General features: G+C 50.3%; 18 protein-coding genes. 5 read left to right on the plus strand and 13 right to left on the minus strand.

The window, feature by feature from the left end:
• Positions 1-193 precede the first annotated feature (193 nt).
• Positions 194-1087, plus strand: coding sequence for a phosphoribosylaminoimidazolesuccinocarboxamide synthase (locus tag B0F88_RS00890; RefSeq protein ID WP_104422053.1), 894 nt, complete (start codon positions 194-196; stop codon positions 1085-1087).
• Positions 1088-1225: 138 nt separating this feature from the next.
• Here B0F88_RS00890 and B0F88_RS00895 read toward each other — a convergent pair whose 3' ends face one another.
• Positions 1226-5134, minus strand: coding sequence for an EAL domain-containing protein (locus B0F88_RS00895; RefSeq protein WP_104422054.1), 3909 nt, complete (start codon positions 5132-5134; stop codon positions 1226-1228).
• A 246-nt stretch (positions 5135-5380) separates the two neighbouring features.
• A complete protein-coding gene (murJ, locus tag B0F88_RS00900; protein WP_104422055.1) occupies positions 5381-6922 on the minus strand; it encodes a murein biosynthesis integral membrane protein MurJ in 1542 nt (513 codons plus the stop codon).
• A 98-nt stretch (positions 6923-7020) separates the two neighbouring features.
• Here murJ and rpsT point away from each other — a divergent pair, with 98 nt between their 5' ends.
• Positions 7021-7284 (plus strand): 30S ribosomal protein S20, encoded by a 264-nt coding sequence (rpsT, locus tag B0F88_RS00905; RefSeq protein WP_006890844.1) that lies wholly within the window; start codon positions 7021-7023, stop codon positions 7282-7284.
• 76 nt (positions 7285-7360) lie between these two features.
• On the opposite strand, the gene proB is transcribed toward rpsT, so the two are convergent.
• From proB to rplU, 4 genes are all read right to left on the minus strand, one after another.
• Positions 7361-8482 carry a glutamate 5-kinase gene (gene proB, locus B0F88_RS00910; RefSeq protein ID WP_104422056.1) on the minus strand — a complete coding sequence of 374 codons (1122 nt, stop codon included), beginning with the start codon at positions 8480-8482 and terminating at the stop codon, positions 7361-7363.
• Complete coding sequence (cgtA, locus tag B0F88_RS00915; RefSeq protein ID WP_104422057.1) at positions 8469-9503, minus strand: Obg family GTPase CgtA; 1035 nt, start codon at positions 9501-9503, stop codon at positions 8469-8471. The genes proB and cgtA overlap by 14 nt, the downstream gene beginning before the upstream one ends.
• Positions 9504-9650: 147 nt before the next feature.
• Positions 9651-9908 (minus strand): 50S ribosomal protein L27, encoded by a 258-nt coding sequence (rpmA, locus tag B0F88_RS00920; RefSeq protein ID WP_104422058.1) that lies wholly within the window; start codon positions 9906-9908, stop codon positions 9651-9653.
• Positions 9909-9925: 17 nt separating this feature from the next.
• Complete coding sequence (gene rplU, locus B0F88_RS00925; RefSeq protein WP_104422281.1) at positions 9926-10237, minus strand: 50S ribosomal protein L21; 312 nt, start codon at positions 10235-10237, stop codon at positions 9926-9928.
• Positions 10238-10493: 256 nt separating this feature from the next.
• On the opposite strand from rplU, the gene ispB reads away from it, so the two are divergent.
• Positions 10494-11504: an octaprenyl diphosphate synthase gene (gene ispB, locus B0F88_RS00930; protein WP_181049802.1), complete on the plus strand. Its 1011-nt coding sequence runs from the start codon at positions 10494-10496 to the stop codon at positions 11502-11504.
• Positions 11505-11537: 33 nt separating this feature from the next.
• On the opposite strand, the gene B0F88_RS00935 is transcribed toward ispB, so the two are convergent.
• The 6 genes from B0F88_RS00935 to B0F88_RS00960 form a co-directional block, all read right to left on the minus strand.
• The gene (locus B0F88_RS00935) at positions 11538-11954 is read right to left on the minus strand and encodes a hypothetical protein (RefSeq protein WP_104422059.1); all 417 of its coding nucleotides are present in this window, start codon (positions 11952-11954) and stop codon (positions 11538-11540) included.
• 172 nt (positions 11955-12126) lie between these two features.
• The gene (gene phoU / locus B0F88_RS00940; RefSeq protein ID WP_104422060.1) at positions 12127-12843 is read right to left on the minus strand and encodes a phosphate signaling complex protein PhoU; all 717 of its coding nucleotides are present in this window, start codon (positions 12841-12843) and stop codon (positions 12127-12129) included.
• Between the two features lie 13 nt (positions 12844-12856).
• The gene (pstB, locus tag B0F88_RS00945) at positions 12857-13690 is read right to left on the minus strand and encodes a phosphate ABC transporter ATP-binding protein PstB (protein WP_104422061.1); all 834 of its coding nucleotides are present in this window, start codon (positions 13688-13690) and stop codon (positions 12857-12859) included.
• A 4-nt stretch (positions 13691-13694) separates the two neighbouring features.
• A complete protein-coding gene (pstA, locus tag B0F88_RS00950; RefSeq protein ID WP_104422062.1) occupies positions 13695-15356 on the minus strand; it encodes a phosphate ABC transporter permease PstA in 1662 nt (553 codons plus the stop codon).
• Positions 15353-17650 carry an ABC transporter permease subunit gene (locus B0F88_RS00955; RefSeq protein ID WP_104422063.1) on the minus strand — a complete coding sequence of 766 codons (2298 nt, stop codon included), beginning with the start codon at positions 17648-17650 and terminating at the stop codon, positions 15353-15355. Before B0F88_RS00955 ends, pstA begins: the two co-directional genes overlap by 4 nt.
• Before the next feature lie 184 nt (positions 17651-17834).
• Positions 17835-18818 (minus strand): PstS family phosphate ABC transporter substrate-binding protein, encoded by a 984-nt coding sequence (locus tag B0F88_RS00960; RefSeq protein WP_104422064.1) that lies wholly within the window; start codon positions 18816-18818, stop codon positions 17835-17837.
• Positions 18819-19093: 275 nt separating this feature from the next.
• On the opposite strand from B0F88_RS00960, the gene B0F88_RS00965 reads away from it, so the two are divergent.
• A complete protein-coding gene (locus tag B0F88_RS00965; protein WP_104422065.1) occupies positions 19094-20635 on the plus strand; it encodes a CHAD domain-containing protein in 1542 nt (513 codons plus the stop codon).
• A gap of 140 nt (positions 20636-20775) precedes the next feature.
• Complete coding sequence (locus tag B0F88_RS00970; protein ID WP_104422066.1) at positions 20776-21078, plus strand: BON domain-containing protein; 303 nt, start codon at positions 20776-20778, stop codon at positions 21076-21078.
• Between the two features lie 69 nt (positions 21079-21147).
• Here the strand turns inward: B0F88_RS00970 and B0F88_RS00975 are convergent, their stop codons facing one another.
• Entirely contained in the window at positions 21148-21471 is a 324-nt protein-coding gene (locus B0F88_RS00975) for a hypothetical protein (RefSeq protein ID WP_104422067.1), read from the minus strand.
• Between the last annotated feature and the right edge of the window lie 358 nt (positions 21472-21829).

Raw genomic sequence — 21829 nt, forward strand, 5'->3', positions numbered from 1 at the left:
TAAGATGCCTAGAATAGCACAGCCGTATTTGAGGCCGCACAACCCTAGGCCGCAATCAGCTAAAATATCACCGTCAGTTTGATGTCGAAAAGAACCGATGCATTCGCCCATCAGTCCCGACATTTTGCGAGATTATTTTTGGGTTGCGCCAACAACTGATAAAATCACCCTATTTGACACTCGGCGAGAAATTATGACCGCTCCAGAAGCTTTATACCAATCAACACTGTCGTCCTTAAAGCTCCGCGCCCGCGGCAAAGTGCGCGATATTTACGACATTGACGACCAGCACATGCTGATTGTGACCACCGACCGGCTGTCTGCATTTGACGTCATTTTGCCTGACCCGATTCCCGGCAAGGGCCGTGTTTTGACCAACGTATCCAATTTCTGGTTTGAAAAAATGAAGCAGGTGATTCCCAATCATTTGTCAGATATTCCGCTGGAACAGGTCGTTCCCGATGCCGCCGAGCGCGCGCAAATTGAAGGCCGCGCTATCGTCGTCAAGTTATTGAAGCCGCTGCCGGTCGAAGCCATCGTGCGCGGCTACCTGATCGGCTCCGGCTGGAAAGATTACCAAAAATCCGGCGCCGTCTGCGGCATTAAACTGCCCGAAGGTTTGCAGCAGGCGCAGCAACTGCCGGAACCTATCTATACGCCGTCCACCAAAGCCGAAGTCGGCGACCATGATGAGAACGTCTCTTTTGAAAGGACCGTTGAATTGATGGGCCGGGATTTGGCGGAAAAAGTGCGCGACGCCAGCTTGAAACTGTACAAGGAAGCCGCCGCCTACGCCAAGGAGCGGGGCATTATTATTGCCGATACCAAATTCGAATTCGGCGTCGACGATAACGGCGTTTTATACCTGATTGATGAGGCGTTAACGCCCGATTCATCGCGCTTCTGGCCCGTCGATCAATATCAGGTCGGCATCAGCCCGCCCAGTTTCGACAAACAATATGTCCGAGATTACCTGGAAACGCTGGATTGGGATAAAACTGCGCCAGGGCCGCATTTACCGGCAGAAGTGGCCGGGTACTGCGCGGCGAAATACCGCGAAGCGGAAGTTAGGCTAACGCAGGATTGATGCTTAAATCAATAACCGAACGCCCCATCGTTGCGGGGCGTTTATCAGCAGAATGTAATCCGGCTGCTTCAAAAGATCATTCCAACTGGATCTGCCATCCTATTTCGTCCATAAACAACATCCCCTCGGATTGGTCGTCTAGCCCTTGCGCCAGAGTGCGTATAAACATTTAAGCAAGGCGTCTTTCAGCCGGTGAAACTCACCCAGTCCCATCTTTGCTTCGTAGCCTTGACCTTGGGTCTTGAGATTGCCAAGCTCTGCCGCCAATTCATGCACCTGCCGGTGCAATGACTCGATTGTCTGCCGGGCTGACGGCGAACCTCGGCCAGCCAAGCCACCGGAATCCAGCCATTTGCCAAAGCGGCATTGGTGATGGTCCAACGTCGGCGGCGCGTTCCGCTCTCCGGCAAGAGAAACCTCAAAAGCATCCGCCCAAGCACGAAGCTCGGCCCCCGCATAAAGCAGCGGTAAATCGGCACGGTTTATAGCCTTCAAACCAAACCAGCAAGGATCAGGTTTCCAGACGGCCGTCCACTCCGGCAATTCATCGGCCGGCATCGGACGGGCGATACCGTAGCCTTGTGCAAGTTCACAACCGAGTTGCAACAACATTTCTCCATGCTCCACAGTTTCCACGCCCTCGGCTATTGCCTGCCGGCGGAAGGCGGCCGCCAGTCCCAGCACACCTTCCAAAATAGCCAAATCTTCAGGATCTTCCAGCATGTCGCGCACGAAACTCTGATCTATCTTCAGCATGTCGGCTGACAGGCGTTTCAGGTAAGTTAGCGAAGAATAACCGGTACCGAAATCATCCAACGCAAAACTGACGCCGATGTCGCGACAGTCTTCCATCAGCTGGGAAATCTGGACCAAATCGGCAAGTGCGCTGGTTTCCAGCACCTCCAGCTCCAGCGAGAACGGTTTGATACCGGGATACCGCGCCAGCAGAGTGCGCAGCCGTTCGACAAAGTCACCTTGCTGTAACTGCCGAGCACCGACATTGACGCTGACCGGAATATTCAGCCCGCCCTCTCGCCAACACTCCAGTTGAGTCAGCGCGGTGTCGATGACCCACTCGCCCAACTCGACAGCCAGGGGATGATCCTCGATCACAGGCAAAAATACCGCCGGCGGCAACAGCCCTCTGTCCGGATGTTGCCAGCGAATCAGCGCCTCAACGCCGATGACCGTACCTTTGCGCATATTCACCTTAGGTTGGTAATACAGCACGAACTCCCGTTCCGCCAAGGCATGCCGGATGCGTTCCAAACTTTCATGATGCCCACGGGTAAGCCGGTCTTGCTCGGTGTCGAAAATGTGGTAGCTATTTTTACCGGCCAGCTTGGCCTGATACATTGCCTGATCCGCTTGGCGCAGTAATTGATCGGCGTCCACATCATCCTGCTGCTGGGGATAGAAAGTGACGCCGACGCTGGCCGACACCTGGAGGAGCAACGCACCAAAATGCACGGGCTCGGCCGCCGCAGTGAGCAGGCGGGTGAGCATCGTTATGCTGTGTTCGCTGTCGGCCAAGTCGAGCAGAACGGCGACGAATTCGTCACCGCCCAAACGGGCAAGGGTGTCGCCTTCACGCAACGCCTGCTTCATGTTTGTGGCTACGGACATCAGCAACTGATCGCCGGCATCGTGTCCATGGCTGTCGTTGATAGCCTTGAAACCATCCAGGTCGATATAAGCCACCGCCAGTTGCCGTCCGCGTCGCTGAGCCTGGGTCATGGCCTGATGAAGACGATCAGCCAGCAGCACACGATTAGGCAAGCCGGTCAAAGCGTCGTAATGGGCGACATGCTCAAGATACTGCTCATTCTCCTTGAGCGCGGTAATATCGGTGGAAATCCCCATTAATCCCCAAATCGCCCTGCTCTCGCCGTCTTCGTAAATCGGCGTTTTGACTTCCAGATAGACGCGGCGCCCTCCCTCGGCATAGATAACCTCAACTTCCTCCGTCGTTTGCTCGCCTTTGAACACACGAGAGTCAATCTCTCGCAGCTGCTTGATTGTATCCGGCGGGAAAAAGCGGCTATCGTCGCATCCCACCAGTTCATCGGCTGAACAACCAAACAACTCCAACGTTGGGCGATTGGCATAAACGTAACGGAATTGGGTGTCTTTCATGTAAATGTATGAGGAAACATGATCCAGCGCATCGCGAAATCGCTGATTTTCGGTGTTCGCGGTTTTCAACATCAATTCCGCCTGTTTGCGTTCGGTAATATCCGCCGCCACGCCATGGAGTCCGACAATAGCGCCACTCTCATCTCTAACAGCCTCCCCACGCGCCCATAGCCAGCCATGCGCCCCATCGGCCCTGATAGTCTCCAGCTCAAGTTCGTAAGGTATTCCCAAGCTTTTTGCCTTGGCTATTGCGTTATTCACTTTATTCCAGCTCGAAGGGGTAAACAACCGAAACTGCTCGGTGTAATCCGGCGGCGGCGACTTTGAGTTGAGACCGTATATCCGGTAAAGCTCCTCCGTCCAATGAACCTGATTGGTAACCAGATCCAGCTGCCAGCTGCCAACCTGGGCGATACGCTGAGCTTCTTGCAGCTCTGTTTGACTTTGCCGGAGTTCATCCTCCAGCAACTTGCGCTCGGTAATATCCGTATGCGTACCAATCATGCGCAAGGGTTTGCCGTCATCACTGCGGCTGACCACCACGCCTCGATCGAGCATCCATTTGTAACTGCCATCCTTGCAAATGACACGGTGTTCGGTGGCGTAAAGTGGAATCCCGCCCTCAAAATACGCTTGCAGAGTGAGCAACGTTTCGGCTATATCGCTGGGGTGGACACGTTTTTTCCATTCATCCAGGCTATTACCGATCTCGTCTTCGGAAAAACCGAGCATTTCCTTCCAGCGCCTGGAAAAAAACACCGTGTTATCCGCCAAGCTCCAGTCCCATACCCCGTCGCCGGCGCCTTCGAGCGCGAACCGCCAGCGATATTCGCTTTCGGCCAACAATTGCTCACGGCGTCTGATCTCTTGGGTCAGGTTATTGGCGATACCGGCAGCATTGACTTGGGTATTGATCACCGACAACATCAAGCCGAACAGCAGGATGCTGAACGCAACACCACCGAACAAGGCGGTCCAGGCCGGCGCATAGCCGATATCGAATGTTGCGCCCATGCGATCAAATGCCAACAGCCACTGTCGGCCGTTAAAATCAATGGTTCGCTGCTGCTGGAGCAGCACTTGCATGTCCGGCGTAGCGACGATCTTGCTGGTGAATAGCAACGATGCTGGGGTTGCTTGCGGCCCGTCGTAAATCTGCAGGTTGATAGCTTGGCCTTCACGATGCTGCCAATCGCCCAAGATCCCGGCCATCAGATCGTTCATCCGGTATGGCGCATAAACCCATCCATTCAACGCTGCTCGTCTATGCTCGACGGTGTCGTGAGCCATGCCCTTGCGATAAACGGGGACATACATCAAGGTTCCCGCCTGAACTTCGACGCTGGTCTCCTGCACCAATTCGACCTTACCGGACAACGCCGCTTCGCCGGTATCCCGCGCCTGCTCCATCGCGGTTCGCCTTACCGGCTCGGAGAACATGTCGTAACCGAACGCGCGCAAATTGCGGTCGCGGAAAGGTTCGATATAAACGACAGCGGTGTATATGGCGCGGTCGCCCGATGGACTCAAACTGTAATCGGGGAATCCTTCACGGCGAATGCGGGCGATGTGGTCGCTCAGCTGATCGGGTGTAATGACTTGGGCAAAGCCGATACCCTGTACGCCGGGAATGCTGCCCTGCACGCTCAATATTTCCGTGTAGGCGCGCCAGTCTTGGCGAGTAACGGCGTCTGACGCATTAAGAAGCGCAGCGCCGCCGCGCAGCGTTAAGGCGTAAGCGCCAAGACGCTCCTTAATCTTCAGGGCGACTTGGTCGCAAGTAAAGGAGAATTGCCGTAGAGCATCCGCCTCCATACTCTGTTTAATTTGAAGGCTGGCGAAAACAGCGGCCAGCACCCCAAAACCAAGCAGCGCGCAGGCGAGCCAAATTTGTTTGGTGGTTCTGTTCATACGCAACCCGCTGGTTTAAGGGCATCCCAAGCACTATAGCAAAATCAGGAACAATTGCCATCCAATAATACATAGCCTTCGACTTTAGCGCCCTCCCCAACTGAGCCCGGCACAAAACGAAGGATCAATACTGAGCGCTTTGGAAATCTCTATCGGTCTTGCCTACCTCTAGCGAGCTACTTTATCGTTGTCGGCATTGTTTAAATAGGAGTTTTACAATGTAAAGTTAAGTCCAAGTTATTAAATTTAACTATGTTTCTGTCCGACAAGATGCTTTACTCTTAAACCCGTTAACAGCAATGTCGCGGTATAAACGATCAATCCTATCCCTATCCATTTAACCAGATTGATTACTCGCGCTGTCGAATTCCAGCCATACCACCAACCGGCATCAACAAAATGATACAAGCCGGTGGACATTACCCCGGCAGCCAGCGATACCCTGGCTAAAAACAGCCACCAACCCTCAGCCGGATGATAAACCTTGTCCCTGTGCAATTTTCTCAACAACAAAGCGGCATTAAAAAAAGCGCCCAGCGAAGTCGCCAACGCCAGCCCCGCATGAGCCAGCGGAAAAACCAACGCCAGATTCAGGCCTAGACTGACCAGCATCGCATAAACGCCGTAGCGAACCGGCGTTTTCATGTCGCCGCGCGAGGTAAAGCCCGGCACCAGCACCTTGATCAGGATAAAACCCAACAAACCCAGCGAATAAGCCTTCAAGCTTAATCCTGTAAAATGCACGTCGCTGACGCCGAATTCATTATATTGAAACAGCGTCGACAGCATCGGCTCTGCCAGCATCACCAATCCAATGGTGGCGGGCAAGCCTACCAAAACGACCAGCCGCAATCCCCAATCCAGTGAATTTGAAAAAGCGGCGGTGTCTTCCGCAGCATGGCTTTTGGCTAAATTCGGCAAAATGACCGTCCCCAGCGCAAGGCCCAAAATACCCAACGGAAACTCCACCAGGCGGTCGGAATAATACAGCCAGGACACGCTGCCGACGGTTAAGAACGACGCAATCAAGGTATCCAACAGCAAGTTAATCTGCGTCACTGAAACGCTAAAAATCGCCGGCAGCATCAGACTTATAATCCGTTTAACGCCCGAGTCGTTAAAGCCCAACCTTGGTCTTGGCATCAGCCCCAAGCGCATCAACGCGGGAAGCTGAAACAACAGCTGCACGATGCCTGCCGCAAAAACGCCCCAGGCTAAGGCGGTAACCGGCTCGTCCATCAAAGGCGCCAGCCAGATCGCGGCGGCTATCATGCAAATATTGAGGAAAACCGGCGTTAAGGCGGGAATCGCAAATTTTCCATGCGCATTTAAAATGCCGCCGGCAAAAGCCACCAACGCGATAAAAAACAAGTAGGGAAAGGTGATTTGCAGCAGCTGCACGGACAGCTCATACTGCGTTCCCTGCCACATAAACCCCGGAGCCAACAGCATGATCAGAACAGGGGCTGCCACTACGCCAACTAAGGTAATCAGCAGTAAAAACACCGACAGCGTTCCGGCGGTTTTATCGATAAACTGTTTTAACGCGGCCTTGCTGCCCCGCTCTTTGTAATCGGACAGCACCGGAACAAAGGCGTGTGCAAAAGCGCCCTCGGCGAATAAGCGACGCAAAAAATTGGGAATTTTGAACGCCACAAAAAAAGCGTCTGTTGCCGAATCCACGCCGAAAATCTGTGCAATCAACATATCCCGGATAAAGCCGAGTATCCGTGAAATCAAGGTCATACTGCCGACCACCACCGTCGACTTAAAAAGCTGCCTGCTCAACGCCGCTCCCGTTATGATGCGTTAAAAAGTTTGACAATAATAGCATTTATAAAGATAATGTAAGGCTTAATTAACTTACCACCAAGAATCGAGAAACTATGGCTAATACAGCACAAGCTAAAAAGCGTGCGCGACAAGCGGAAAAAAGCCGTATTCGCAACGCAGGACAACGTAGCAACTTACGCACATTTATAAAAAAGATCATTGCCGCAGTTAAGCTGGGCGACAAAGAAAAAGCGCAAGCCGCATACAACACTGCTGTGCCGATTATCGATTCCGCAGTTACCAAAGGCATTATTCACAAGAATAAAGCCGCACGCGGTAAAAGCAGACTGAACGCAAAAGTAAAGGCTATCGCTTAATCGCTTTAATCTTACTCAATAAAAAAGGCCGGACTCATTGAGTTACGGCCTTTTTTATTGCCCCACCAAAACCGACTTAAATTACCACCAGATTGTCCCTATGGATCAGCTCAGAATCGTCGAAATAGCCCAGAATACCCTCAAATTCCGAACTGCTCTTGCCTGCTATTAATTGGGCGTCGGCATTGCCGTAATTAATCAGCCCACGCGCAATCTCCAAGCCGCTTTCATCCATACAAGAAACCAACTCGCCGCGCTCAAACCGGCCCGATACCGCTTTAACGCCGACAGCCAGAAGGCTTTTGCCTTCATTTTTCAACATCCTGACCGCGCCCGCATCCAGAACTAACTGTCCCTTAACCTGCAACTGCCCGGCAAGCCAGCGCTTCCTGGCTACCAACGGCTCTATATCCGGCAATAGATGGGTACCCAAATCGGCTCCAGCAATGACGGCGGCAATAACATTATCGACAGCGCCCGCAGCAATCACCGTGGCCGCCCCAGATCTGGACGCCAGCCGCGCCGCCCGCACTTTGGTACACATGCCGCCCCGACCCAAACCGCTACGGCTGTCACCGGCCATCACATCCAACCGATCATCATTAGCACTGACCTCAGAAATCAATTTCGCCTCGGGATTTAAACCGGGATCGGCCGTAAACAAACCCTTTTGATCGGTCAAAATAATCAGCAGATCGGCCTCGACCAGATTAGCAACCAGCGCCGCCAGCGTATCATTATCGCCAAAGCGGATTTCTTCGGTCGCCACCGCATCATTTTCATTAATAACCGGCACCACGCCAAGCTTAAGCAAAGTCAGCAACGTGCTTCTGGCGTTTAAATAGCGCTGTCTGTCCGACAGATCATCATGCGTTAACAGCACCTGCGCCGCATGCAGCCGATGCCGCTGGAAATTATCGTCAAAAACGCGCACCAGGCCCATTTGACCGACAGACGCCGCCGCCTGCAATTCATGCAAGGTCTTGGGTCGCGCCTTCATGCCTAGACGGCACATGCCTTCCGCGACGGAGCCTGAAGAAACCAGGATCACGTCGATAGATTGCCGCCTTAAACCAGCCATCTGCTCAACCCAGGCAGCAATGGAGACCTTATCAAGCCCCTGCCCACCCTTGGTCAACAAAGAGCTGCCTATTTTGACGACAACCCGCTTAACGTTGGCAAAATCAGTCCTGCTCACTTTTTTCCCGCCGTTGCAGTTCCAAAAAATTCATGATGGCGAACATCAGCTCTCTCGTACCATCCCCATTAATCGCCGCAATCTTAAAGACCGGCCCTGTCCACCCCAGCTCATCGACAATCGTCTGGCACCGTTGATCGACTTCTTCCTCAGGCAGACGATCGATCTTGTTCAGCACCAGCCAGCGCGGCTTGGCGGCCAGCTCATCACTCCATTTCTCGACTTCATGAATGATTTTCTTAGCAGCCTGCACCGGCGACTCCGCACTTTCGTATGGCTCGACATCAATCACATGCAACAGCAAGCCGGTGCGCAGCAAATGCTTGAGAAAATGCAAGCCGAGACCCGCACCTTCAGCAGCCCCTTCGATAACACCGGGAATATCGGCAATAACAAAACTGCGCAAATCATCAACGCTAACCACACCCAGATTGGGATGCAAGGTTGTAAACGGATAGTCGGCAACCTTGGGCGTTGCCGCCGATACCGAGCGAATCAAACTGGATTTTCCCGCATTGGGCATGCCCAGCAAGCCGACATCGGCAATCAGCGTCAATTCCAGATTAAGCCTGCGATGCTCGCCCTCAGTGCCTTTGCTTGCCTTTTGCGGCGCCCTGTTAATGCTGCTTTTAAAGCGCGTATTACCCAAGCCATGAAAACCGCCTTGGGCAACCAGCAAGGTCTGACCGATTTTGGTTAAATCGCCGATGACCTCCCCCGTTTCCGCATCGGAAACCAGCGTCCCGAGCGGCACTGGCACATAGCAATCATCGCCTTTCCGGCCGGTGCAATTACGGCCCATGCCGTTCTGCCCGCGTTGCGCCCTATGCACGGCATGATAGCGAAAGTCCACCAGCGTATTTACATTCTCTGCCGCAATCAGATAAACGCTGCCGCCGTCACCACCGTCACCGCCGTCCGGGCCACCCATCGGAATGTATTTTTCGCGCCGAAAACCGATAGCGCCATTGCCGCCATCACCCGCCTCAACACGAACTTCCGCCTCGTCAACAAATCTCATAAATCACACGCCGCCAAACTTCAAATCCAACCGATAAAAACAAAAAAAGCCCCGCCATAACAACGGCGGAGTTTTTTAAAAGTTGCCGGGCTACACTCCCCGGCTCAACTGTCCCGCCATAATTATAGCGCGATACAGTCGTATGTCTTATGCAGCAACAATACTGATAAATTTGCGGTTATTAGGCCCTTTAACCTGAAAAACCACTTTGCCGTCAGTCGTTGCAAACAAGGTATGATCTTTTCCGCAGCCTACATTGTCACCCGCATGAAACTGGGTTCCACGTTGACGAACAATAATATTACCCGCTGTTACACTCTCACCGCCGTAACGCTTAACACCTAATCTTTTCGCATTAGAGTCGCGTCCGTTACGGGTACTACCACCAGCTTTCTTATGAGCCATCTGTAACTCCTAATATCTTAAGCGGAAATGCCAGTAATCTGGACTTCCGTATAGTACTGACGATGCCCCATTTGTTTCATGTGGTGCTTACGTCTTCTGAATTTAATAATTTTGACTTTTTTGTGCCTGCCTTGAGACAGGACAGTCGCTGTAACTTTGCCGCCTTCAATAAAAGGCATGCCAACTTTAACAGCATCGTCAGACTGAATCATCAGCACTTTATCGAACTCAACGCTGTCGCCTGCGCCTAGCTCCAGTTTTTCTATTTTTAAGAAAGTACCTTCTTCTACGCGGTACTGTTTACCACCTGTTTGAATTACCGCATACATCGGCGCAAGCTCCATCAAGCATTAATCTGTTTAAAGTGAACAAAAAATTATATTTTTAAATCCAAGGCAAGTCAATCTAAATTAAATTAACGCCCTAAATATTTAATAAAATAGCATAAAAAAGCCATTATCATCAACCCGCTCAAACAATAGCATGGGCGGTTAACCCCTTATTAAGTTATAATAGTTTAGCAGACTTTGATTTTCATGGCTATTGCTATGAAAAATAACCCAAACTTACACGCAACACGACATAATGGCATCGCATTCACAATCCCCCGCTAACGCTCCTGCTCCCATTGATTTCGATTCAATTAAGCAATTAACTACGGTTGAGGCAAAAGCCGTCGATCAGCTCATTATTAACGAGTTAAGTTCCGACGTTATCCTTATTAACCAGGTAGGCCACTATATAGTCGGCAGCGGCGGCAAAAGATTACGCCCGATGCTATTGTTACTGGCAGCCAAGGCACTGGGGGGCACCAACGATAAGCACCTGCTTATGGCTGCTGTCATTGAGTTTATCCACACCGCCACACTGCTACATGACGACGTTGTTGACGACTCCGACCTCAGGCGAGGTAAAGAATCCGCCAATGCCGTCTGGGGTAACGCCGCCAGCATATTGGTAGGCGACTACCTTTACTCCAGCGCGTTTGAAATGATGGTGCGTACCGGCAATATGCAGGTAATGGAAATCCTGTCAAAAACCACCACCGCCATCGCCGAAGGCGAGGTTCTGCAACTTTTAAACTGTAATAATCCCGAGACCACGGAAGAAAAATACCTCGAAGTTATTGCCCGGAAAACCGCCATTTTATTCAGCGCCGCAACCAGATTAGCCGCCGTTCTCTCCGGGGCATCAGCTGAAACAGAACAAGGCCTGGCGCAATACGGACAACATCTGGGCATTGCTTTTCAACTGATTGACGATGCACTCGATTACAAAGCCAGCAAAGATGAGCTGGGCAAAAATCTCGGCGACGACCTTGCCGAAGGTAAACCGACCTTACCACTGATTTACGCCATTCAAAACGGCGACGAAAACGAAGCCAAAATCATTATTGACGCAATCAAAAATGGCAACCGCGACGCGTTTAACGAGGTTTTCACCGTGGTGCAACGTACTAAAGCCATTGATTACACAGAACAGCGCGCGGACGAAGAAGCGCAAAAAGCGATAGCGGCATTAAGCGTCCTGCCTGACTCCGCTTACAAAGAAGCATTGACTTTATTGGCAAAATTTTCCGTCCAACGAAATTATTAAACCGGGCAAACCCCAGCTGTCGGAGGAACAAAACTACGCAGACTTATCTTTTAAAAGCGCGTTGTAAGCATGCGCTTTTTCAAGCAGCAGGTTATATTTACGTTCAACCTTATCCATTATTTCGGTTAAAAACTGCATCACCTCGGGGTTTTCGACGCCTTCCGCCGCCGACAACACATAAGCCTCCAATTCGCTAACCGCATCGGCATCGACTATCTCATCAAGCAACGCCGCAGCATCGGAAACATTCACCGCCTTAACCAATTTATTTGCAACCAAACCTTGCTGCAATAACTGTTGCAAGGCTTCAACCGCCTGAACCATCTCCTGCGCTTTCTCATTAACCCCCTGAAGCAGGGTTAAATGATCGGTGAACTCAAGAAATTCGTTGACCGCTTTTTTCAGCTCATACAAGCGAAGCTCATGTTTTGCCTTGATTGTTTGTCGCATAGCCCTATCCAATTCTCCAAAAAGTGATACTGAAACAGCAATAATTACCCTGATCAGTTCAAATAATACCTGATAGCTCTCGGAATATCCGCTTTTCAGAACACGAATGGAAATAATGACGGCGAACTCAGACTCCGGCCGTTACAATATATGAAACGCCCCTTTCACTTTCCTACTCTTTCATTTTTCTTTCCAGCTCTTCCTGGGTCAAATGCCGGACATCTTCGCCCTTCACCATGTAAATCAGATGTTCGCAAACATTGCAGGCATGATCGCCGATTCTTTCCAGTGAACGGGCCACCCAGAGCACATTCAGCATCCGGGTGATGTTTCTCGGATCTTCCATCATTTTCGTGATCAACTGCCGGATAATACTGCCGTATTCGCGGTCAACATTTTCGTCCAGTCCGGTAATCGCCGTTACATCCTCTATATTCATCCTGGCAAATACATCCAGGGCCCCGTGCAGCATTTCCTGAACCAATTCAGCCATGTGCTCCAACTCATAATATTGGTCGTGCTTGTTGCTGTCGGCATTCGATAATTGTATCGCCATTTCGGCAATGCGCTCAGCCATGTCGCCGACGCGTTCCAGCTCGTTAATCACCTTGATGACGGCGATTAACAATCTTAAATCGAACGCCGCAGGCTGTCTCAACGCTAAAATCTGCATACATTCCTGATCAATCGCCATTTCCAGCGCATCAACCTGATTGTCCTGCTTGATAACCAGCTCGGCCATCTCCACGTCACCCGTCGTGAACGCGGTTACAGCCAGCTCTATTTGCTGCTCAACCAGCCCGCCCATCGTTAAAACTTTGTTGCGCACATCTTCCAGTTCTTTATTAAACTGACCTGATATATGCTGCCCTATTTTGCTGTTGTCCATTACTTGCTCCTGGTTAGCCGTACCGACCGGTAATGTAATCTTCGGTCTGTTGTTTTCTAGGGTTGGTAAACAACTCGCTGGTCGTCCCCATCTCAATCAATTCGCCCATAAACATAAACGCCGTGTAGTCGGAAACCCGTGCGGCCTGCTGCATATTGTGCGTCACAATAACTATAGTGTATTTTTCTTTAAGCTCGTTGATCAGCTCTTCAATTTTTAAGGTTGAAATAGGATCCAGCGCCGATGCAGGCTCATCCAGCAACAGCACTTCAGGCTCTATCGCAATCGCCCTGGCGATCACCAGACGCTGCTGCTGCCCGCCTGACAAACCCAACGCGTTATCGTTCAAGCGGTCTTTGACTTCATCCCATAGTGCGGCGCCGCGCAAGGCGCTTTCGACCGTTTCTTCCAATATCCGCTTGTCGTTGATGCCCTGAATCCTAAGGCCGTAAGTGACATTTTCGAAAATGGACTTGGGGAATGGATTAGGTTTTTGAAACACCATGCCGACGCGTCTGCGTAACGCGGCCACATTGACGGTCTTGTCGTAGATGTTTTCATTATCCAGCAGAATCTTGCCCTCGATGGTAACGTTATCAACCAGATCGTTCATCCGGTTGATGCAGCGCAGCAGTGTGGATTTGCCGCAGCCGCTGGGCCCGATATAGGCGGTCACCTTTTTCTTGTGCATTTCCATGCTGACGTCATGCAACGCCTGTTTTTGAGCGTAGAAAAGATTTAAATTCTCTACCTTGATGCAGGGCTCGTTCGGCTCATCAGTTTTTTTCTGATCGCGTAAAATTGAACTTACATCAATACTATGTGTACGTGCGTGTTGTGCTGTCATTTTTTTAACCTTCCAGTGCCCGGTATTTTTCTCGCAGATGATTCCTGATTAAGATAGCTGATAAATTCAACCCAACAATGACCAGTACCAACAATAATGATGTCGCATAAACCAACGGTCTTGCCGCCTCGACATTGGGGCTTTGAAAGCCGACATCATAGATATGAAATCCTAAGTGCATAAATTTTCTGTCCAAATGCAAGAAGGGATAATTGCCGTCCAACGGCAACGTCGGCGCCAGCTTGACCACGCCAACCAGCATTAACGGCGCCACTTCGCCGGCCGCCCGCGCCACCGCCAGAATCAATCCGGTCATCATCGCAGGGCTTGCCATCGGCAATACCGTCAGCCATAAAGTTTCCAGTTTAGTCGCGCCCAGGGCCAGACTGCCTTCGCGTATAGACCTGGGAATACGCGCCAAACCTTCTTCGGTCGAGACAATAACGACCGGCAAAGTCAGCAAAGCCAGCGTGATCGATGCCCACAATAACCCCGGCGTACCGTAAACCGGCGCAGGCGCGGCTTCCGGGTAAAACAATTGATCGATGTTGCCGCCCAGAATATAGACGAAAAAACCCAAACCGAATACGCCGTAAACGATGGAAGGCACACCCGCCAGATTGTTGACCGCAATCCTGATCAAGCGGGTGATAAAACCCTGCTTGGCATATTCGCGCAAATACACCGCCGCAATGACGCCAAACGGCGTCACGATAACCGACATCATCAGCACCATCATCACCGTACCGAAAATGGCAGGAAAAATCCCGCCTTCCGTATTGGCTTCACGCGGATCATCCGTTAAAAATTCGACCACTTTAACGCCGTAATGGCCGATTTTGTCGAACATACTCATTGTGTTTGGCCAGTAAACCCTGACGACTTTAGCCAACGGAACTTCAACTTCCTGGCCGCTTTCGGTTTTTGCGACCAAGCTGTCCCTTCTTATCTGCTTGTACAGCTCGAGTAACTGGGCTTGATATTTTTTATATTCAATTTCAAGCTCCGCCTTCTCGACGCTTATCCGTTGCTCGGCCGCCGCATCCCAGCGGTTTTTCAGTTGCAATCCTTTCTGCTCGAGCCTTAACTGATCCAGCTTGTAATTGATCCCGCCGACTTCTTTTTTTTCCAGATGAGCTATTTCGTCAAAAACCGCTAAAGCCTCATTTATCCGGGCCTGAGCGACAGGCCCGGCCTGCTCGCCTTCCGCGATAACCTTGCCGCTTTCCTTGACCGCAACCAGCTGACCGTAAAAATTGCCCCACTCGCGGCGTTCCACCACCATCAACTCGGCGGGAGACTGTTGCTGCTTAATATTGCGCTCCAATATCCAACGGAAATCGGTGCCTGTAATATCGCGATTACCGGTTTTAACCAAGTATTGCACCAGGGTATCTTCGTCATCGGCCATGATGTGACCACTGGACTTGGCCATCGCCGCCGGCGTGATACTGGTATCGACATGCTCGCCGATAATCGTCCGGGTTTGTCCGTCCGGTTCCTGATAGCTGAATTGTACGACTGGAGCGGGCCAGAAATGGCCCGCTCCGCGAACGACAATCAAGCCCAGCACGCCGACCACCATAATAAGACAGGTACTGACCGCCGCCGCATTGAGCCATACCCAGGGGGCGCCGCTTTTAAACCATGCTTTAATCCTGATCATAATGAACTGTATTTTTCCCGTAAGCGCTGACGAATAACTTCGGCCAGCGTATTAAAAACAAAGGTAAACATAAACAGCACCAGGGCCGCTAAGAACAAGACCCGGTAATGCGTACTGCCTACTTCCGATTCCGGCATTTCCACAGCGATATTCGCCGCCAGGGTACGCATACCCTGAAAAACGCTCAAATCCATTACCGGTGTATTTCCGGTCGCCATTAACACAATCATGGTTTCCCCGACGGCCCGGCCGAAACCGATCATAATGGCGGAAAAAATCCCCGGACTTGCGGTTAACAGCACCACCCTGATCATGGTTTGCCAAGGCGTAGCGCCCAGCGCCAAAGATCCGACAGTCAAATGCTTCGGGACGCTGAAAATGGCGTCTTCGGCAATCGAAAAAATAGTCGGGATAACCGCAAAGCCCATCGCTACACCGACGACCAACGCATTGCGCTGGTCGTAACCGATGCCGAATTCAGCCTTAAACCAGTCGCGCAAGGTGCCGTGAAACAAAAACGTTTCCAACGGTACGCTGACCTTAAAGGCAAACCAGCCGCTCAGCAAAATAACCGGAACCAATAACGCAGCGTCCCAACCTTCCGAAAGTCTGTGGGCAATGGGCTTGGGTATAAACTGCCAGGCAAAAGCAAACAGCATGACGCCTACAGGAATAATCATCAACATAGCGAACAGCCCGGACAGGTGTTCTTCCATAAACGGCGCCAACCAAAGGCCGGCGAGAAAGCCCAAAATAACCGTCGGCAGCGCGCCCATGATTTCAATCGAGGGTTTCACGTATTGGCGCATCTTCGGCGCCATAAAATAAGCAGTGTAAATCGCCCCCATCAGCGCCAGCGGTATGGCGACCAACATCGCATAAAACGCCGCCTTCAGGGTGCCGAAAACCAATGGCGTTAAGCTGTATTTGGGTTCAAAATCATTATTTGCCGAAGAAGATTGCCAGATGTAATCGGGTTTGGGATAGCTTTCATACCAGACTTGCTGCCAAAGCGATCTAATCGAAACCTCGGGATGTTCATTATCGATATGCCAGAAGTGCATTTTGCCGTCCGCCGACTGCACCAACATCGCATTGGCTCGCGGCGACAACACCGCCGCCGTCGGCAAGGCGCCGCTTATGCGTTCCTTAACCATTTCCCGTTCGGCGGTTGAATGATAAATGCCCACGATCCCGTCGGCATCTGTCGTCATAAAGCCTTTCCGGCGTTGTTCGGCATTAATTGCAACAACCGCCTTATCGGACACTTTAAATGACCTGATTTTTTGCATTGCCGGCCGGTTCAACTTGTCTTTAACCATACTCCATTGCGACACCAGGCCGCTGGAATCGCCTATCATCAGAGAAAGATCGCCGTTTAAAAAAGCCACGCTGGTGATTTTTTGTCCGGCGCTTACCACATTCTGCTGCTGCCTGATAGCCGGGCTGTTTTTGTCACTGATGTCGAAAAAGCCCATCTGCCCGTCGTTGCTGATCAGATACAGGTTGGATTCCTCCTTGTCGATTAAAATATCGGCAATATTCGCCGCCGGCTGTTCAAAAATTGAATCCGTCCGTGTCAATGCCGCTTCCTCGGCAAACAGCGATTGTTCTTTTTGGAAATTGACCAGGCGGATTTTACCGGCGCCCTGCGGCGTATCGGCTGTTTTTACGACGATCGTTGTTGCATCATTGCCCGCCTTAACCGCTATTTTCTCCAAGGCCGCACCGGACTCGTCCATCACCAAAGGCTGTTCGCCCAGCGGATATTTAAGCGACGGAGTAATAACCCGCACGTTGTCAGGGTAAGTAACTTTATATTGATGCTTAACGACAACCGCCCTACCGTCGGATAAACCGTAAATGACCGCACCCTCATTGATAGGGCTGCCTTGGGCAAAGCTGGTGATATGCGCCCCCTCGGGGATTGCCACCGCCTGCGTTAACAACGTTTTACCGCTGGCCACCTCAAAAAACACCACGTGCCCGCTATCGGTAAAACGAGCTCCCACCTCGTTTTGCTCTTCCATTTCCAGCAGCAAGGTGTTGCCTAAAGCCTGCTCCGGCACTGCGTATTCGCTGACCGGTTGCGCGGTCGCCGAAATAAACAAGGGGTAAACCACATACAGCAAATAAAAGAAAATCAGTACGATAGCGACGATTACACCCAACCCGCCAACCACGACGCCATAGCGGGCCAAGGCATCTTTAACGAGTCGCCAACGTTGATAAAGCTCACCGGAACTGATTTTTATGGAAGGAGGTTGTTTTGTAGGGGAGGTTATTTCTGACATGCTAAAGAGACTAGAAATTAAATGTGACAATGATATAACAAAAAAAAACGGTCAAGACTCACAAAGCAAATCTGGACCGCATTTTTGTCCGTTGTTTTTCTTTCTGAGGGGGAAGATAACAACACATTCAGACCGACATCCCTGTCTATGCGTCCTTGCGCAACACTACATCCAATCCTTAATCTTATTTAAGCGTAGCCAGTACCTTGTCGACAACTTTCGCCGGCAGGGGAATATAACCGTCTTTTATGACCACTTGCTGACCTGTTTTTGACAATACCATTCTGATAAATTCATTGTCTAACGGCGCCAGCGGTTGGTTCGGCTTCTTGTTGACATAAATATACAAGTAGCGTGTCAACGGATAAGTGCCGGCAATTGCATTTTCAGGCGTTGCATCGACAAAAGTCTTGCTGCCCTTCTTTGCCAGAGGCACCATTCTAACGCCTGATGTGGAATATCCCATACCGGAGTAGCCGATACCGTTAACCGATGAAGTGACCGACTGCACAACCGATGCAGAACCGGGCTGCTCGTTTACATTGTTTTTAAAGTCGCCTTTGCATAAAGCGTGTTCTTTAAAGTAACCGTAAGTGCCTGAAACCGAGTTACGGCCGTATAACTGGATGCTCTTTGATCCCCAAGCCGCAACACCTGCATCGCCCCATGATTCAATGCTTTTTTCGCCGCCGCATTTATTGGTGGAAGAGAAGATCGCATCGACTTGTTCCATGGTCAGACCCTTGACCGGGTTGTCCTTGTTGACAAGAACCGCCAGCGCATCAACAGCTACCGGAATAGCGGTAGGCTTGTAGCCGTATTTTTCTTCGAAAGCTTCGAGTTCGTCATCCTTCATCTCGCGGCTCATAGGCCCAAGATTTGAGGTGCCTTCAGTCAACGCCGGAGGCGCAGTAGAAGAACCCGCAGCCTGAATTTGAATATTTACGTTAGGATAAACGCGGTTGAATTCTTCGGCCCAAAGCGTCATCAGGTTGGCCAGCGTATCGGAACCGACGCTGGACAAATTGCCTGAAATACCGCTGGCTTTTTGATACTCGGGAACCCCTGCATCAACCGTTTGCACGGCACCCGCCACACCACTAAACAATGTAGCAACACCAAAACCCATTGCAGCAACCAACGCTTTGGCTTTAAAAGATACTTTCATAATCAACTCTCAAAATAATTTAAAGTGGCGCTATTATGTAAATAGTATATGACAACAATATTACAGTATAATCTTTTTCATTAATCCATCGTATCGATTCAGGGAGCGCAACATCTTCGGTTGACTCTCTTAAGCGCCGCTTAAAACCGCCTCTAATAGGCGCCTTTCGGGCGCCGGCCAATTGATATTCAAAACTGTCATTAAATATTAATACTACGCAGTTATGATTGAGAGTTCACATGTCAGACTACTCCTGCACCCGTTCCGTGGCAAATATGTCCTTACAATTTGAATTTCCCGTCAATTTAACCGCCGAACAATTTATCGCTAAATTAAGTCATGAAGCAGGAACGCAACTCGCGTCAACGCAGACTTCCAGCAAAACCTACTATGACAGCTTTGACTGGCGTTTATATTCAAACGACATCACTTGCGAGTTTAATCGGACAAAAACCGCCTCATCCTTAACACTAAGATCGATTAAAAATGCTCGGCTTATCGCTACCTCGCCGCTTAAGAAAGTCCCTTTATTCGGCAAAGAATTCGAACCGGGAACAATCCGCGACACCCTGGAGCCGTTACTGGAAATGCGCGCATTATTAGCCGTTTGCACACTGGACTATGAAATTTATCATCTCAACATCATTAATGAAGATGAAAAAACCATACTCCGGCTGATAGTCGAAGAATACGGCCATTTCAATAACCGCGCCCTGCTGCAACCGGTAAAAGGCTACGACAAGGCGGCCGAACACATCACCGGGCTATTGACCGGCACACTGGGATTAACCGCCACCGAAGAACCCGTCCTGCTAAAAGCCTTGCAATTCCAGGGGCGCAAACCTAAAGATTATTCATCAAAATTGAATATCAACCTGGACCCGGACATGCGCGCCGATATTGCCGCAAAATATATCTACAGCCACCTGCTAAAAGCCATTAAAGCCAACGAGCAGGGCACGATTGCCGATACCGACAGCGAATTCTTGCACGACTTTAGGGTTGCGGTCAGAAGAACCCGCGCCGGACTCAGCCAGATCAAAGGCATATTGCCCGACAACATTAACGCCTATTATGTTGATTTTTTCTCCTGGCTGGGCCAGATCACCGGACCGGCAAGAGATTTGGATGTTTATCTGCTGAATTTTGACCGTTATAAAAGCAGCCTGCCTATTTCTATCAGGGAAGACCTCAATCCTTTATACGATTTTCTACTCGCCAAACAGCAGAAAACCCAGAAAGAGCTGGCAAAAAAACTGCAATCGGACAAGTACCTGTCCACCTTATCCGAGTGGGAGCAGTATCTTAAAGAGCCCTCGTACAAAAAAATGCTTGAGCAAAATGCCAAGCTGAGCATTAAAGAACTCGCCGACCGGAGAATATGGAAAGTTTTCAGCCGCGTGTTGCAGGAAGGCGATGCGATTACCGGCTCGTCACCCGCCGAAGCCCTACATGATTTAAGAAAATCCTGTAAAAAGCTGCGCTATTTGATAGAGTTTTTCCAAAGCCTTTATCCCGAGCAGCAAATAAAACACCTGATTAAGCACCTGAAAGGACTTCAGGAGGTTTTGGGCGACTTTCAGGACTACGCCGTTCAGGAACATAATCTAAAACTGTTCAGCGAAGAAATGATGGCGCTTAACCTCCCCGCCAATACTTTTTTAGCCATGGGCGTGTTAATTCAGGATCTTGATAGCCATAGAGACAGGGCCCGCCAAGACTTCGCGTCGAGGTTTGAAGATTTTAAGCAGGAGGAAAACCGGGCTACATTCAAATTGCTGTTCGCTCCGGCAAAATCTCACAATCATCCTCATTAAGCGTGGAATACATCTATCCGATATTATTGTATTATTTAGACGTGGCGTTATTTTCAGCATGGGCCGTTCTGGTATCTTAACACCGGAAATAACCGTTTTTTAAACTGACATCCGATCAAACTATATTAAGGTTAAACATTATGAGTAAATGCAAGTTGATAATAGGTCTTTTATTGGTCATGTTGATTGCCGGTTGCGCCGGAGGGGCTAAACATGAAAGTACCGGGGAATATATAGATGACGCGGTGCTGACTACCAAGGTTAACACGTCAATATTGGGCGATTCCAGGCTTAAACTGCTGCAAATCAACGTTGAAACTTTCAAAGGCGTTGTGCAGCTGAGTGGGTTTGTTGATTCCGCTGCCGCCGCCGCCAGAGCGGTGGAACTTGCAAGAACGGTTAAAGGCGTTAAGTCGGTTAATAACAGCTTAATTGTGAAATAATTGTGTAGGTCGGATGACTCCTGCAAGGATGCGGGAGTACAAACTGATCCCGGTTTAATCGGTCTTACATCAGGCTAACGCCAGCTCATGCTCGTCCAATGCAAATCTTGATATAACGGCCGCCTCGGCCGCTTCAACCTGTTGACGCGCCCCGGCAACGGTTCCTTCGCCGCTCTCGGTTGACGTTCCAGACGCGATTCCACTTTCTGCATTCATGCAATCGTCGGCAACCGCTCCCGCGGCCATGCCGTCGTCACTTTGCCCATACAGATACAACAGCTCCATAATTTCAGCGCTCAGAGCAAAATCAAAGTTGGCGCTAAGTTCGTCGAGTCCGGTATCGTGTACGGGTAAAAACTGCTGCGCCTTGGCCGCCACCCAATTGATAATCATCAAATTGCCTTTTCATTTTGTTAAGTTCCACTGATTATGCAATATTCCAATTAAATTTATGTGACAGTTACAAGACAATAAGATGACATTAAAGTTTCAACGCCTCAGCTGAATTCATAAACCTAGAAAAATCATTTCGTCCACGAAAAACACCAAAATTTCAAAGAGTTATCAAGTCGCGGCTCGTCACCCAAAGGGTGAGCTACTAAATAACTATAGCGTTTCGTTTTGTTTCGTGTCTTTCGTACTTTTCGTGGATAAACTGCGGTTTTTAGGATAAAGGTAAACTGTACGAAGGAACGGACGATTTTAGCGGTGCGAAATATGTTCGGCGCGCTTAAGTAACCGTTCAAAAGTC

Origin of the sequence: Methylobacter tundripaludum (assembly GCF_002934365.1) — a bacterium.
Taxonomy (GTDB): Bacteria; Pseudomonadota; Gammaproteobacteria; order Methylococcales; family Methylomonadaceae; genus Methylobacter_A; species Methylobacter_A tundripaludum_A.